This is a genomic window from Flavobacteriaceae bacterium (assembly GCA_014075215.1).
In the GTDB taxonomy this organism is placed as follows: Bacteria; Bacteroidota; Bacteroidia; order Flavobacteriales; family Flavobacteriaceae; genus Polaribacter.
In genome coordinates this window covers 1,293,590-1,307,500 of the sequence record CP046177.1, presented here as the reverse complement: position 1 = coordinate 1,307,500, position 13,911 = coordinate 1,293,590, and the positions used below count along the sequence as shown (strand labels likewise).

The window sequence follows — 13,911 nt, the reverse complement described above, 5'->3', positions numbered from 1 at the left end:
CACCGGGTTTGCTCACCTTACGGTGTGATATGCCTTCAGCATACCGGGTTGCCCCATTCGGATATTTACGGGTCATAAAATATGTGCTTCTCACCGTAACTTTTCGCAGCTTATCACGTCCTTCTTCGCCTCTGAGAGCCTAGGCATCCACCATACGCCCTTACTTAACTTATTGTACTTTTTGCCGTAGCATATATAATTAAATGCTACAACGAGCTCTTTTTATATCTAAAATATTGTCATAAGTCGTCTATTTCTAAACTTCTTTAATATTGATTCTTACGATATCATTTTTACCAATATGTCAATGAACTTTTTCTAATTTGATAATGTGTCAATCTGATAATGTGTCAATCGATACATTGACTAATCAACTAATTTTCAAATTAACCTTGTGGAGAATACCGGAATCGAACCGGTGACCTCTTGCGTGCAAGGCAAGCGCTCTAGCCAGCTGAGCTAATTCCCCATTACTCTGGTTGTGAGTTATGAGTCGTGAGTTATGAGGTAATCATCACTCAATATAACTCCGCTTCTGGAATTTCCGCTTAAACTAAAATCTTTTTATTTGGTTATTAGTTGTTAGTTATTGGTTTTTCAACAAGTCAAACCTGAAAACCTTAAACTTGGAACTTCAAACTTATCCAGTAGTCTTGGGCAGGCTCGAACTGCCGACCTCTACATTATCAGTGTAGCGCTCTAACCAGCTGAGCTACAAGACTATTATTAGATAACAGAGTTAGATACTAGACAATTGATGCTAGATGTTAGACAATAGACAGCTAGATGCGAGAGTGTGGATATCAGGTTCAATATTCGAACATCTTCTCTGTTCTCTCTTTTCTAGTATCTCTTTTCTATCATCCTATCTCCATACTAACATATCAATACTCCATACTAACATCTCAATACTATTTTCCTTTAACCAAAGATCTTAGTCTTTTTTTTTAAAAATTGACAGCAAAGAGTAACATAAAATTCTTTAAAGTTTTCATAAAACTCTAGAAAGGAGGTGTTCCAGCCGCACCTTCCGGTACGGCTACCTTGTTACGACTTAGCCCTAGTTACCAGTTTTACCCTAGGCGGCTCCTTGCGGTGGCCGACTTCAGGTACTCCCGGCTTCCATGGCTTGACGGGCGGTGTGTACAAGGCCCGGGAACGTATTCACCGGATCATGGCTGATATCCGATTACTAGCGATTCCAGCTTCACGGAGTCGAGTTGCAGACTCCGATCCGAACTGTGACCGGCTTTATAGATTCGCGCCTACTCGCGTAGTGGCTGCTCGCTGTACCGGCCATTGTAGCACGTGTGTAGCCCAGGACGTAAGGGCCGTGATGATTTGACGTCATCCCCACCTTCCTCTCGGTTTGCACCGGCAGTCTCGTTAGAGTCCCCAACTTTACTTGATGGCAACTAACGACAAGGGTTGCGCTCGTTATAGGACTTAACCTGACACCTCACGGCACGAGCTGACGACAACCATGCAGCACCTTGTGATATGCCCGAAGGAAGATTTATCTCTAAACCGGTCATATCACATTTAAGCCCTGGTAAGGTTCCTCGCGTATCATCGAATTAAACCACATGCTCCACCGCTTGTGCGGGCCCCCGTCAATTCCTTTGAGTTTCAATCTTGCGACCGTACTCCCCAGGTGGGACACTTATCACTTTCGCTTAGTCACTGAATAACTCCAACAACTAGTGTCCATCGTTTACGGCGTGGACTACCAGGGTATCTAATCCTGTTCGCTACCCACGCTTTCGTCCATCAGCGTCAGTATATACCTAGTAGATTGCCTTCGCAATCGGTATTCTATGTAATATCTATGCATTTCACCGCTACACTACATATTCTATCTACTTCGATATAACTCAAGTCAATCAGTATCAAAGGCAGTTCCATAGTTAAGCTATGGGATTTCACCTCTGACTTAATTGACCGCCTGCGGACCCTTTAAACCCAATGATTCCGGATAACGCTTGCACCCTCCGTATTACCGCGGCTGCTGGCACGGAGTTAGCCGGTGCTTATTCTTACGGTACCGTCAACTATCTACGCGTAGATAGGTTTCTTCCCGTATAAAAGCAGTTTACAACCCATAAGGCTGTCTTCCTGCACGCGGCATGGCTGGATCAGGCTCGCGCCCATTGTCCAATATTCCTCACTGCTGCCTCCCGTAGGAGTCTGGTCCGTGTCTCAGTACCAGTGTGGGGGATCCCCCTCTCAGGGCCCCTACCTATCGTAGCCATGGTAAGCCGTTACCTTACCATCCAGCTAATAGGACACATAGCCATCTTTTACCAATAAATCTTTAATTATCAATCGATGCCAATCAATAATACTATGGGGTATTAATCTTCATTTCTAAAGCCTATCCCCCTGTAAAAGGTAGGTTCTATACGCGTTACGCACCCGTGCGCCGGTCGCCATCTATCTGCAAGCAGATAATGATGCCCCTCGACTTGCATGTGTTAAGCCTGCCGCTAGCGTTCATCCTGAGCCAGGATCAAACTCTTCATCGTAGTGCTTTAATACTATCATTATGAAAAATTCTCTAAAGAAATTGAACTATATAAAAGGAGAAAACCTATTATATAATAACAATCAATATCTTACTCTTTATACGCTGTCAATCTCAATACTGTCAATGAACTCTTACTAATTTGAAAATTAACCAATCTACCAATTAACCAATCTACCAATCTACCAATTAATTCTCAAATCATAATCCTAGCCGAAAAACGGGAATCGAACCCGATAATTTTAACTAACTCAATAACTACTAGCCAGCCAAAAACCCTTCCAAAGTCTCACCTCTAACACTTTCCTACTTTCTAAGCGGTTGCAAATGTATAAACTATTTTCTTCCTAACAATAAAAATTCTAATATTTTTACCTGTTTATTTTTAGGTCGCTTTCTATCAACTCAATAACTCTTATACATTATCGGCGTTTCTACCGAAGAAAATAAGTATAGCTTTTTTTACCTTAAAAAATCAGCACCTTTTTAGATATTAAAAATAATTGGGTTACCCGGTTAAGCCTCATAAATACAAAACTCTGTCTTTCTTAGGCATTATGAACACTGGTTTAGAAGTTAACAGTACTAAAATCTTGAAAAATAATTTATGCCTCATTTTTAATACTTTGAGAACTAAATGGGTAAGCCTGAAAAATAATATTAAAACATTAAAAAGCCCTTTAAAAGAAAACATTAAGACATTTAAAAGGTTATAATCTCTCTGTATTTGTTAATTTAGAATTGAATACCTAAACTTATACCATATCCTTTTATAAAAATAAAGCCCGGGCCTTCATTACTCAAAATGAGAGGTTTTTTAGTTTCATGTGAACTATAATTCCAAAAACCATTTAATATCAAACTATAACTCGCTTCTTCCAGAATAGAAAAAGATATTCCTAATCTGATATTTCCACCTAAACCGCCGTTTTTAAAATTTTCATTTAAAGAAAATCTGTAAGTGCTTAACAAATAAAAGTTAGCCAAATTAGCATCGACAAAATGATATCTTATAATACCCCCTAATTTTACATTTGATATTTCAGGTTGAATATGATATGAATAGCCCCCAATTACTCCCAAGCTTAACCTTCTTAAAATAGGGTAGTTTAAAGTATATAAAGCCCCGTAAGTTGCTTTATTTGATAATTTTAAGCTAAGACCTTCTAAATAATTACCGTTAACATCTAACAGAGAAGAATTATATTTTGTCTCATTGGGTATGGAAAACCCTAGCTCAACGGTGCTAAACCATTTTTTTTGATTCTTATTCGCCAAAATGTTTTGTGCATAATTTTTACTAAAAAAAAGGATAGTAATTATTAAAATATGTTTTTTCATTGTATACGTCTTTCTTGTTTTTTATTCAACGACTAATAACCTTTTCCCTTGCCATTCATTTCCTCTTCTGGCCAACCCATATATATCTACTTTATATTCGGTAAAATTTGGAAAAATATGTGGATCCGGCTGAAAAGTAATATTAGAACTCCAAGAATCTCTTTTTTCCGTAAGTTTAGTTCCAATAACAAAATTCCAATCCCGATAAAAATACTTTTTTAGCTCATGAGTATTAAATTTTTGATACCTGTCCCCAACATAAATAAGCTCGACCTCGTGAGGTGACGATTGATACGAAACTATAAATTCTTTTTCTTGGCTACCTAAATTATTTCTTAAAAAATTAATTGCGACTGTATATAAGCTTCTTACATTGGATTCGCTAAAAATATCATCAGTTGATAAATCTAAATTCCAATCTCCGATAACAGGTAAATTTGGTATATATATATTTAGTATTGGCACATCATCAATTTCAAAAAATGGTAAAGATGTATTTCTAACTAGTAGAGGATCTCCGTTTTGTCTTATATATTCTCCATTTTTCATAAAAACAGGCTGCCTGGCATGTGCCGGTACTAACGTGTTAATACTAGGTTGTGGGATATTGTATTTTAAATAAACCCTATTTACACCTAATCTTAATTCATCCGAATCAATATTATTCCACCAAAACCATCCTTCATCATGGGTTTGAACTTTAGTTCCGGCAGATTCATAAATCCAAAAATTTTCATTCCAAAATTCTATTTGCATCCTATAATCATTATCATTAAAATATTGATGACAATATTTGTAAGCTCCAAATATATTTAACCAATAAGTCTAAGTACATGACAAAAATTTAGTCAAGTTCATATTGTTTTGATTTACAGGGTTTAATAGCACAGAAGCGATATAATCTAATCCATATTTGAATATGCTTTTAGCCATTCTTCCATGCTTTTTTATTTTGATAGGCTTAATCTGATGTAAATATATACCAACTTTGTAACACCATACGAAAGCCATCATTACAAGCAGTACTAATTTTTCAATACGCTTAATATCTTGCAGGTGTGTGTTTTCAATATCAAAGCCACTGGCTTTCATTGCTTTAAAACACATCTCTATCTGCCATCGTTCTTTGTATTGTTCAAAGGCCTTATCAGGAGCGTTGAACGATACAATGATTAAGAAATCAGGCTTTCCATTTTTTGGGTACAACTTGCATCCGGAAAGGAAACAAAGCTGACCATTAACACGTACAATTTTAGGATAATACACAAACTCATTGATCTTATGTGGATTAAACAAGTGAAATACTTTGATGGTTTTGTTCTTATCAGGAAGCTCTACCTTAAAGTTGTTTCGAATGCGGATATAATATTTGATTCCATTTGTATTCAAGAAATCCAACCAATGATTACCTACAAACTCTCTATCGGCTACAATGGATTTAATAACATCTTTGCCAAAAAGTCTTATGAAACGATTCACAAGATCAATACGCTCCTGACTGTTAGAGTTCCCTGGCTTATCTAACATAGTAAATAACAATGGGAAGGCAACACCTTTATAGACAACTCCCAACTTAAAAATGTTGATGTTGGTCTGACCAAACTTCCAATTGGTCCTATCAATACTCAAGATCAATCCCTCTTGCTTAGGAAGGAGACTAAATATAAGACGAGCGATCAAATCTCCATCCAACGAATAATCAGCAATAAATCTTTGAATACGTCTGAGTGATGACTTCGAATCTACTGAGGTCTCAAAAGCGTTGGCTACCTTTTCAAAGGTAACTGTCTGTACCTTACAGAGGGCGATAATGAAATGTGATATGAGTTTGATTCTTGCCAAATTGATCTTACCTTGGAAATGAGAACTTAAAACTGAATTTAATTCACTACTTTTAGTGGAAGCATTAGTTTTTTTCATTAGAAAAATGAGTGATGTTATTCTTCTAATATACTGAAAATCAATGCTTTATTTTAATTATTTAACATTTAATTTACTGATAATCAATTAATTATATTTTTTGTCATGTACTAAACCAATAAGTATTATTTCCATCACAGATACTTAAATTCTGAATCATATTATTAATGGCAATTTCAGGATCAATACCACTCCCGGAACTACCTCCGGAACCAGAACCACTTCCTCCAGAACCACCTCCACTTCTTTCACAATCGTCATCTACTCTGGTAAATGCCGCAATATAACGGTTCACTCCCTCTCCGACCCCAGTAACACCACTTTCATTTCTCCTCAAATCACATATAGACATCCGATTTGAAATATTATGGTTTAAAGCAACTTCTCTTATTTTTATACTATCATTTAAATCTCCAAAAAAGAGGCCTCTTGTTGTAAATTTATATAATGAATTATCAACAATTATTTCGTTTTCACCGTTAATATAAGCTGCAAAAACCGGATCAGGAATTAAAAATTGATCTTCTTCATTTCTTCTTTGAGAGTTAAATTCGCTCATATATTCATTTATCAATTCCCTGTTTCTTTTATTTATAATTGGCCTGAAAGATTTAAAACCGTTATTGTATAGTTTCTCAAAATAGTTTTCGATTTGATATCTTTCTTTCCCATTAAGATTCTCAATAGCATCTTTTAGATTCTCTTTTGAATTAAAAGACAAGATACCATTTACTTTTTTTACGGAATTTTCAGGGTTATTTTCTGAAGTTCTTATTCCTAATTCATCTTCACTATTACAAGACAGCAATAAAAGTATGGCAGACAGGGTAATAAGTATTTTTCTCATTTTATATAAATTAGGGATCAAGCAAAAAAGTTGTGGGGAAGACTTGAATAAAAATTTTATCATTTCAGATTTTTTTTAAATAAATATCCATTAAATAACTGTTTATTAAGTTTTTAAACTCTATTGAATGATGTTTTTGCGATTGACTCAACTTAAATGTTTTTAATAATATCTTTAAAATCCCACAAGTTTTCGGATTGATCCTAAATTAGCTAATTCTTACCTACTCTATTTATGGTTTTTCGGTTTCCACCTATTTTGCTTCACAACAAAATATCCTATTAATTAATTAAAATAAAAAGAATTTTACTGGAATAACAATTCTTGCGTATTTTGAGGCAAAGGGAAGACTTATTTTTTTAATTACAAAATATTTTTAATTATATTATCATTTTTTTAAATAATTCTTCTCTGCCATCATTCTAAAACTACTATAGTCTTACATTTTTAAACAGCAATATTATCTTGAAGCAATTAGAAAATTTTGTTTTTATTTATTTTCACTTTTCTAATATCTTTGTAGCTTCATTATATTAATGTCAGATACATGATTAAAATCACCCTACCGGACGGAAATGTAAAAGAATTTGAAAGCGGTATCACTGCTATGAATATTGCTAAAAGCATTAGTGAGGGGTTGGCAAGAAATGTGATTTCAGCAAGTTTTAACGGCCATACCATAGAAACTTCAACCCCTTTAACAACTGATGGTTCTTTGACACTATATACTTTTAACGATACTGAAGGTAAAGCTGCTTTTTGGCATTCGTCTGCTCATGTTTTGGCGCAAACTATTCTGGAATTTCATCCAAAAGCAAAGTTGACCATCGGGCCTGCCATTGATAATGGCTTTTATTATGATATTGATTTGGGGGAAGAAATGATCTCCGAAAAAGTTTTTTTAGAAATCGAAAAAAAGTTTTTAGAACTGGCCAGAGAAAAACATGAATTCAAAATGCGTTCCGTTTCCAAAGCGGATGCGCTATCTATGTATCAAAAACAAGGAAACTCATATAAAGTTGAATTGATAGAAAATTTAACTGACGGAGATATTACTTTCTGTGATCATAGTAATTTTACAGATTTATGTCGTGGTGGTCATATTCCTAATACAGGATTCATCAAAGCTGTTAAAATTATGAGTGTTGCCGGTGCATACTGGCGCGGCGATGAAAAAAATAATCAACTGACCCGAGTGTATGGAATTTCTTTTCCCAAGCAAAAAATGCTGACTGAATATCTCGAGTTACTGGAAGAAGCTAAAAAAAGAGATCATAGAAAATTAGGAAAAGAATTAGAGCTTTTTACTTTTTCTCAAAAAGTGGGTCAAGGCCTGCCGTTGTGGTTACCTAAGGGTGCTGCATTAAGGGCTCGTTTGGAAAATTTTTTGAAAAAAGCTCAAAAAAAAGCAGGTTATGAAATGGTAATGACCCCTCATATCGGTCAAAAAGAATTGTATGTAACTTCCGGTCATTATGAAAAATATGGTGAAGATAGTTTTCAACCCATACATACTCCTAAACAGGATGAAGAATTCTTATTAAAACCTATGAACTGTCCTCATCATTGTGAAGTATATAATTTCAAACCTCACTCTTATAAAGATTTACCTAAACGTTTTGCCGAATTTGGCACCGTATACAGATATGAGCAAAGCGGAGAATTGCACGGGTTAACCCGGGTAAGAGGTTTTACGCAAGATGATGCTCACATTTTTTGTACTCCGGAACAATTAGATCAAGAGTTTAAAAATGTGATTGACCTTGTCTTATATGTTTTCGGATCTTTGGGTTTTAAAGATTTTACCGCACAGGTTTCCATAAGAGATATGAGTAATCCTGATAAGTATATTGGCGACCCCGGAACCTGGGATATTGCTGAAAATGCCATTATTAGTGCTGTAACTGATAAAGGATTATCATATGTAATTGAGGAAGGCGAAGCTGCTTTTTATGGCCCAAAGTTAGACTTTATGGTAAAAGATGCTTTGGGAAGGAGCTGGCAATTGGGAACCATTCAGGTTGATTATAATTTACCAAAACGCTTTGATCTTACATACAAAGGAAAAGACAATCAATTACATCAACCCGTAATGATTCACCGGGCTCCTTTTGGCTCTATGGAACGCTTTATTGCCGTATTACTGGAACATACCGGTGGAAACTTTCCGCTCTGGCTAACTCCGGAGCAGGTTATTATCCTGCCAATCAGTGAGAAATATCAAAAATATACCGAAAAAGTTTTACATTTGTTAGAAAATTCCGAAATTCGCGCGCTCGTTGATAACAGAAATGAAAAAACGGGCAGGAAAATTCGCGATGCGGAAGTACGTAAAATTCCATTTATGGTAATTGTCGGAGAAAAAGAAGAGGCCGGGCAAACTGTTTCTGTTAGAAAACACGGAGAAGGTGATATGGGAATGTTCAGTATTAAAGAGTTTATTTCTTTAATTAAAGAGGAGATTAGTAAAACAGTTGTAAAATTTAAAAATTAGTAAGTAACCTCCTGTCTGTTAAAACAGGATTAAATTTGTAAGTCATAGCAATCAGAAAAAAAAGGTTCAGAGGACCTGCAAGAATTATTAAAGAAGATCAACACAGGATCAATGACAAAATAAAATACATTGATGAAGTTCGGTTGGTTGGAGAAAATATAAAAGTAGCTATTTACCCTTTGGCAAAAGCAAAGAGTATGGCCATAGAGCAAGGGTTGGATTTGGTAGAAATCTCTCCAAAAGCTGTTCCGCCGGTCTGTAAAATTATTGATTACAAAAAATTCTTGTATGAACAAAAAAAACGTGAAAAAGCCTTAAAATCCAAAGCTACAAAGGTAACCATAAAAGAGATTCGCTTTGGGCCACAAACTGATGAGCATGATTACGAGTTTAAAAAGAAACACGCTATTAAGTTTTTACAAGACGGAGCTAAATTAAAAGCATTTGTATTTTTTAAAGGACGCTCGATTATCTTTAAAGAGCAGGGACAAATTCTTTTACTAAAGTTAGCTCAGGAATTAGAAGAATATGGTAAAGTGGAGCAATTACCAAAATTAGAAGGTAAACGTATGATTATGTTTATCACTCCCAAAAAAACAAAATAGATCGAGTATAAAATTTTATAAGTAAGTAAAACGAAGGAAGAAATGCCTAAAATAAAAACCAAATCCAGTGCCAAGAAGCGTTTTAAGTTGACCGGTTCCGGTAAAATCAAAAGAAAGCATGCGTTCAAAAGCCATATTTTAACTAAAAAATCTAAAAAACGTAAGCTTAAATTAACTCATAATACTTTAGTACACAAGTCTGATGAGTTAAACATTAAAAAACAGTTAGCTTTAAAATAAGCTGGGAATTTAATTATTAACCATGGAGTCAGGCAATATGAAAGAATTATGAATTATGAATTACGAATTGTAAATTCATCATTAAATAATCGCCTACTACAAAAAATTTGAATTATGCCAAGATCAGTAAATTCGGTTGCTTCAAAAAATAGAAGAAAAAAAATATTGAAGCAGGCAAAAGGCTACTTCGGGCGTAGAAAAAATGTCTACACGGTAGCAAAAAATGCAGTCGAAAAAGCAATGTTATACGCTTATAGAGATCGTAAAAATAACAAGAGAAACTTCCGTTCATTATGGATTCAGCGTATTAATGCGGGAGCTCGTCTATACGGAATGTCTTATTCTCAATTTATGGGAAAAATAAAGGTTAATAATATTGAACTAAATCGTAAAGTTCTAGCCGATTTAGCCATGAATAACCCCAAAGCTTTTAAAGCGATCGTAGAGAAAGTAAAATAAATCTAAACTATTCACCTATCTTTATTATATAAAAAAACCCGGACGTTTGTTTGGGTTTTTTAATACTTTTAAAATCTAATTTTATATTATGAAATTATTTATTAGAACTTTGTTAATTACCTTAGTAAGTTATTCCTTAAACGGACAGCAGAAAAAGAATACTTTAAGTGTTCAGGAACAGTTTGATCAGGTTTACAGGACGTCCGTTAGTTATCAGGAGTTTAAGGTTGTACGAAAAGTCAGGTATCAAGAATTAAAAAATATCGTTCAGGACTCCATGAACAAACTTAAAATAGCTATTGGAGAAAAAAATGATACTATCTCCTTACAAAAAAGTAGTATATCAGAATCTAAAAAAATAATTGCCTCACTTACCAATGATTTAAATTTGATTAGAGCTAAGAAAAAACGTATTTCTTTTTTAGGAATATCGATGAATACATCTTTATACGTTCTCCTAATGTCGTTTGTTATTATAGTGTTACTTTCCTCTTCAGCCTATTTTATTTATAAATTCAAAAGTAGTAATGTGTATACAAAAGAAGCCAAAAAAAATCTTCAGGAATTAGAAGGAGAATTTGCTGATTACAAAAAGAAATCGCTCTTAAATGAACAAAAATTAAGGCGTAAGTTTCAAGATGAAATCAATAAACAACGGAATTCATAACAATTATTCCATACTCTTCCCAATAATTAGACAACTTATGATATTCTCAATGTATATTTTGTAATTTTGCTCTAAATTACGAAGAACAACAGTTGTGAACATAGTACACATAAGTGCAGAATGTTATCCCATTGCAAAAATTGGTGGTTTGGCAGATGTCGTAGGTGCCTTACCTAAATACCAACAGGAGTTATCTGCAAAAAGTACTGTTGCAATGCCCTATTACGACAATGATTATACTCAGAAAAACAAGTTTGAAGAAGTCTATGAAAGCGCTATATTTCTTGGTGGCAACTCGTTTAAATTTAAAGTTTTAAAACTTTCAAGTCATCTGTTAGGATTTGATTTGTTTTGTATAGATATTCCTGAACTACTATTTAAAGACTATGTGTATTCTTATGATGATACCGAACGCTTTTTAGCCTTTCAAATTGCCACATTAGACTGGATTCTTGCTTCAGAATATAAGCCTGATATTATTCACGTTCACGACCATCATACCGGGCTAATTCCTTTTATGATTTCACAATGCCATAGGTATAAATCTTTAAAAAGTATCCCAACAGTATTAACCATACACAATGCGCAATATCAAGGTTGGTTTTCACATGACAAAGTTCATCTAATTCCTGCTTTTGATTTTAACAATGTTGGATTATTAGATTGGGACGGAAGTATTAACCCTCTTGCAGCAGCCATAAAATGCGCCTGGAAAATTACTACTGTTTCGCCTTCATATATGGAAGATCTAAAACAACAAGCCAATGGTTTGCAAGATTTATTAAAGCATGAAAGTACAAAATGCACAGGTATTCTAAATGGAATTGACTGGAGTGTCTGGAACCCTGAAACCGACAAATATATTCCTAAAACATATTCAAAGGCTACAGTACTATCAGGAAAAAAAGCAAATAAAAAGTGGTTATGTGCCAGGTTTAATTTAGATGACAAAAAACCTCTTTTTGCATTTATAGGAAGATTAGTTGGTGAAAAAGGTGCTGATTTATTTCCGGAAATCTTTAAAAAAGCACTGCAAGAGCATCCTATTTCTATCTTATTATTAGGTTCCGGTCATAGCGAAACCGAAGAAAAATTAGCAGCTCTATTGCAACAAAAAAGCTACAATGCATTTATAGGATACGACGAAAAACTATCTCATATCATATATGCAGGAGCCGATTTTTTGTTGATGCCTTCTAGAGTAGAACCCTGCGGGCTCAATCAAATGTATGCATTACGATACGGAACAGTCCCTATTGTCAATGCAATTGGAGGCTTGAAAGACACTGTTACAGATGTGGAAAATGACGGGGGTTTCGGAATTTGTTTCCGAGAAGTTTCCGTACCCAATGTACTGAAAGCCATTACAAGAGCCATACATTTTCATGCACATCAAAAAGAGTTTCAAAAAAACTCAAAAAAAATTATGTCAATAAACCACTCTTGGAGTAATTCTGCCCAAGAATATATAACCTTATATCAATCCTTAAACAACAAGTTATGAATGACAAAGTACTCGCAATTATTTTAGGTGGCGGACAAGGTTCCAGATTATACCCCTTAACCGCAGACAGATCAAAACCTGCCGTACCTATTGCAGGAAAATACAGGTTGGTAGATATTCCTATATCTAACTGCATCAATTCCAATATTAAAAGGATGTATGTATTAACCCAATTTAATTCTGCATCCCTAAATAAGCATATAAAAAACACCTATCATTTTAGTTTTTTCAGCTCAGCATTTGTAGATGTTTTAGCCGCCGAACAAACCATGCAAAGTGAAGACTGGTTCCAGGGGACAGCAGATGCCGTAAGACAGAGTATGCATCATTTTTTGAGAAATGATTTTGACTATGCACTGATACTCTCCGGAGACCAGTTGTATGATATGGATTTTAATGACTTGCTTCAAAAACACAAAGAAAGCGGTGCGGAAATTTCTATTGCGACCTATCCTGTAAGTTCAAAAAATGCCACTTCTTTTGGAATTTTAAAAACCAATGAAGAAAATATCATTACCTCTTTCATAGAAAAACCAGATGCGGAAGTATTGCCAAATTGGATATCTAATGTAAGCACGGATATGAAAAAAGAAGGAAGAGAATATCTGGCTTCTATGGGTATTTATGTCTTTAACAGAGATTTACTGATAAAGTTGACGGGAAACCCGGATACTATAGATTTCGGAAAAGAAATTATCCCACAATCCATAAACAAGCATAAAACATTGAGTTATCAGTATGAAGGATATTGGACCGATATCGGAACTATTGATTCTTTTTTTGAAGCTAATTTAGGTTTAGCCGATGATATTCCCAAATTCAATTTGTATGACGATAATAGAATTTTTACCAGAGCAAGAATATTGCCAACATCTAAAATTTCGGGAACCATCCTAAATAAAGCGGTAATTGCCGACGGGTGTATTATTCATGCAGCAAAAATAGAAAAATGTGTCATTGGTATTCGTTCCAGAATTGGTAAAGAATCTACTATCCTTAATACGTATATGATGGGAAGCGATTATTACGAATCTTTTAAAGATATTGAAGTAAATAAAATTGAAAATCCATTAGGAATTGGAGCTAGATGCTATATTAACAATTGTATAATAGATAAAAATTGTAGCATTGGAGATGATGTAAAGATCAATGGTGGCACACATTTAAAAAATTCGGAAACCGATTCGTATGTGATAAAAGATGGAATCGTTGTCATAAAAAAAGGAGCGGTAATTCCTAAAGGAACTGTTATTTAATCAATTGATTTTTTCGCTTGTTAAATGAATACGATGTAAAATTAGAAAGTTCCG

At 34.5% G+C, this 13,911-nt stretch carries 11 protein-coding genes, 2 tRNA genes and 2 rRNA genes (1 of these 15 running past the window's edge); 7 read left to right on the top strand and 8 right to left on the bottom strand.

Annotated elements, in window-relative coordinates; all coding sequences use genetic code 11:
* The 8 genes from GKR88_06655 to GKR88_06620 all read right to left on the bottom strand — a co-directional run.
* Positions 1 to 178: ribosomal RNA gene (locus GKR88_06655) — 23S ribosomal RNA — on the bottom strand; it reaches 2,699 nt to the left of the window's first position.
* 217 nt (positions 179 to 395) lie between these two features.
* Positions 396 to 469 (bottom strand) — tRNA-Ala (locus GKR88_06650).
* A gap of 179 nt (positions 470 to 648) precedes the next feature.
* Positions 649 to 722: transfer RNA gene (locus GKR88_06645), tRNA-Ile, on the bottom strand.
* A gap of 281 nt (positions 723 to 1,003) precedes the next feature.
* Positions 1,004 to 2,526 (bottom strand): 16S ribosomal RNA (locus GKR88_06640).
* The 16S and 23S rRNA genes sit together here with 2 tRNA genes alongside, the layout of an rRNA operon.
* A gap of 733 nt (positions 2,527 to 3,259) precedes the next feature.
* Positions 3,260 to 3,865 carry a hypothetical protein gene (locus tag GKR88_06635; protein QMU64004.1) on the bottom strand — a complete coding sequence of 202 codons (606 nt, stop codon included), beginning with the start codon at positions 3,863 to 3,865 and terminating at the stop codon, positions 3,260 to 3,262.
* Positions 3,866 to 3,886: 21 nt separating this feature from the next.
* Entirely contained in the window at positions 3,887 to 4,621 is a 735-nt protein-coding gene (locus GKR88_06630) for a hypothetical protein (protein QMU64003.1), read from the bottom strand.
* A 69-nt stretch (positions 4,622 to 4,690) separates the two neighbouring features.
* Positions 4,691 to 5,785 carry an IS4 family transposase gene (locus tag GKR88_06625; protein QMU64002.1) on the bottom strand — a complete coding sequence of 365 codons (1,095 nt, stop codon included), beginning with the start codon at positions 5,783 to 5,785 and terminating at the stop codon, positions 4,691 to 4,693.
* A 103-nt stretch (positions 5,786 to 5,888) separates the two neighbouring features.
* Complete coding sequence (locus tag GKR88_06620; protein QMU64001.1) at positions 5,889 to 6,632, bottom strand: hypothetical protein; 744 nt, start codon at positions 6,630 to 6,632, stop codon at positions 5,889 to 5,891.
* Positions 6,633 to 7,179: 547 nt separating this feature from the next.
* On the opposite strand from GKR88_06620, the gene thrS reads away from it, so the two are divergent.
* From thrS to GKR88_06585, 7 genes are all read left to right on the top strand, one after another.
* The gene (gene thrS, locus GKR88_06615) at positions 7,180 to 9,126 is read left to right on the top strand and encodes a threonine--tRNA ligase (protein ID QMU64000.1); all 1,947 of its coding nucleotides are present in this window, start codon (positions 7,180 to 7,182) and stop codon (positions 9,124 to 9,126) included.
* A gap of 107 nt (positions 9,127 to 9,233) precedes the next feature.
* Complete coding sequence (locus tag GKR88_06610; GenBank protein QMU63999.1) at positions 9,234 to 9,731, top strand: translation initiation factor IF-3; 498 nt, start codon at positions 9,234 to 9,236, stop codon at positions 9,729 to 9,731.
* Positions 9,732 to 9,773: 42 nt separating this feature from the next.
* Positions 9,774 to 9,971 (top strand): 50S ribosomal protein L35, encoded by a 198-nt coding sequence (rpmI, locus tag GKR88_06605; protein QMU63998.1) that lies wholly within the window; start codon positions 9,774 to 9,776, stop codon positions 9,969 to 9,971.
* Positions 9,972 to 10,085: 114 nt separating this feature from the next.
* The gene (gene rplT / locus GKR88_06600; GenBank protein ID QMU63997.1) at positions 10,086 to 10,430 is read left to right on the top strand and encodes a 50S ribosomal protein L20; all 345 of its coding nucleotides are present in this window, start codon (positions 10,086 to 10,088) and stop codon (positions 10,428 to 10,430) included.
* 88 nt (positions 10,431 to 10,518) lie between these two features.
* On the top strand, positions 10,519 to 11,097 hold the full coding sequence (locus tag GKR88_06595) for a hypothetical protein (GenBank protein QMU63996.1): 579 nt from the start codon (positions 10,519 to 10,521) through the stop codon (positions 11,095 to 11,097).
* A 94-nt stretch (positions 11,098 to 11,191) separates the two neighbouring features.
* Positions 11,192 to 12,601 carry a glycosyltransferase gene (locus tag GKR88_06590; GenBank protein QMU63995.1) on the top strand — a complete coding sequence of 470 codons (1,410 nt, stop codon included), beginning with the start codon at positions 11,192 to 11,194 and terminating at the stop codon, positions 12,599 to 12,601.
* Positions 12,598 to 13,857, top strand: coding sequence for a glucose-1-phosphate adenylyltransferase (locus GKR88_06585; GenBank protein QMU63994.1), 1,260 nt, complete (start codon positions 12,598 to 12,600; stop codon positions 13,855 to 13,857). Before GKR88_06590 ends, GKR88_06585 begins: the two co-directional genes overlap by 4 nt.
* The last annotated feature ends 54 nt before the right edge of the window (positions 13,858 to 13,911 follow it).

What these genes read in the sequence shown, in the direction of transcription:
- GKR88_06635 (QMU64004.1), bottom strand. Translation starts at nt 3,865, where the DNA reads ATGAAAAAACATATTTTAATAATTACTATCCTTTTTTTTAGTAAAAAT.
- GKR88_06630 (QMU64003.1), bottom strand. Translation starts at nt 4,621, where the DNA reads ATGCAAATAGAATTTTGGAATGAAAATTTTTGGATTTATGAATCTGCC.
- GKR88_06625 (QMU64002.1), bottom strand. Translation starts at nt 5,785, where the DNA reads ATGAAAAAAACTAATGCTTCCACTAAAAGTAGTGAATTAAATTCAGTT.
- GKR88_06620 (QMU64001.1), bottom strand. Translation starts at nt 6,632, where the DNA reads ATGAGAAAAATACTTATTACCCTGTCTGCCATACTTTTATTGCTGTCT.
- thrS (QMU64000.1), top strand. Translation starts at nt 7,180, where the DNA reads ATGATTAAAATCACCCTACCGGACGGAAATGTAAAAGAATTTGAAAGC.
- rpmI (QMU63998.1), top strand. Translation starts at nt 9,774, where the DNA reads ATGCCTAAAATAAAAACCAAATCCAGTGCCAAGAAGCGTTTTAAGTTG.
- rplT (QMU63997.1), top strand. Translation starts at nt 10,086, where the DNA reads ATGCCAAGATCAGTAAATTCGGTTGCTTCAAAAAATAGAAGAAAAAAA.
- GKR88_06595 (QMU63996.1), top strand. Translation starts at nt 10,519, where the DNA reads ATGAAATTATTTATTAGAACTTTGTTAATTACCTTAGTAAGTTATTCC.
- GKR88_06585 (QMU63994.1), top strand. Translation starts at nt 12,598, where the DNA reads ATGAATGACAAAGTACTCGCAATTATTTTAGGTGGCGGACAAGGTTCC.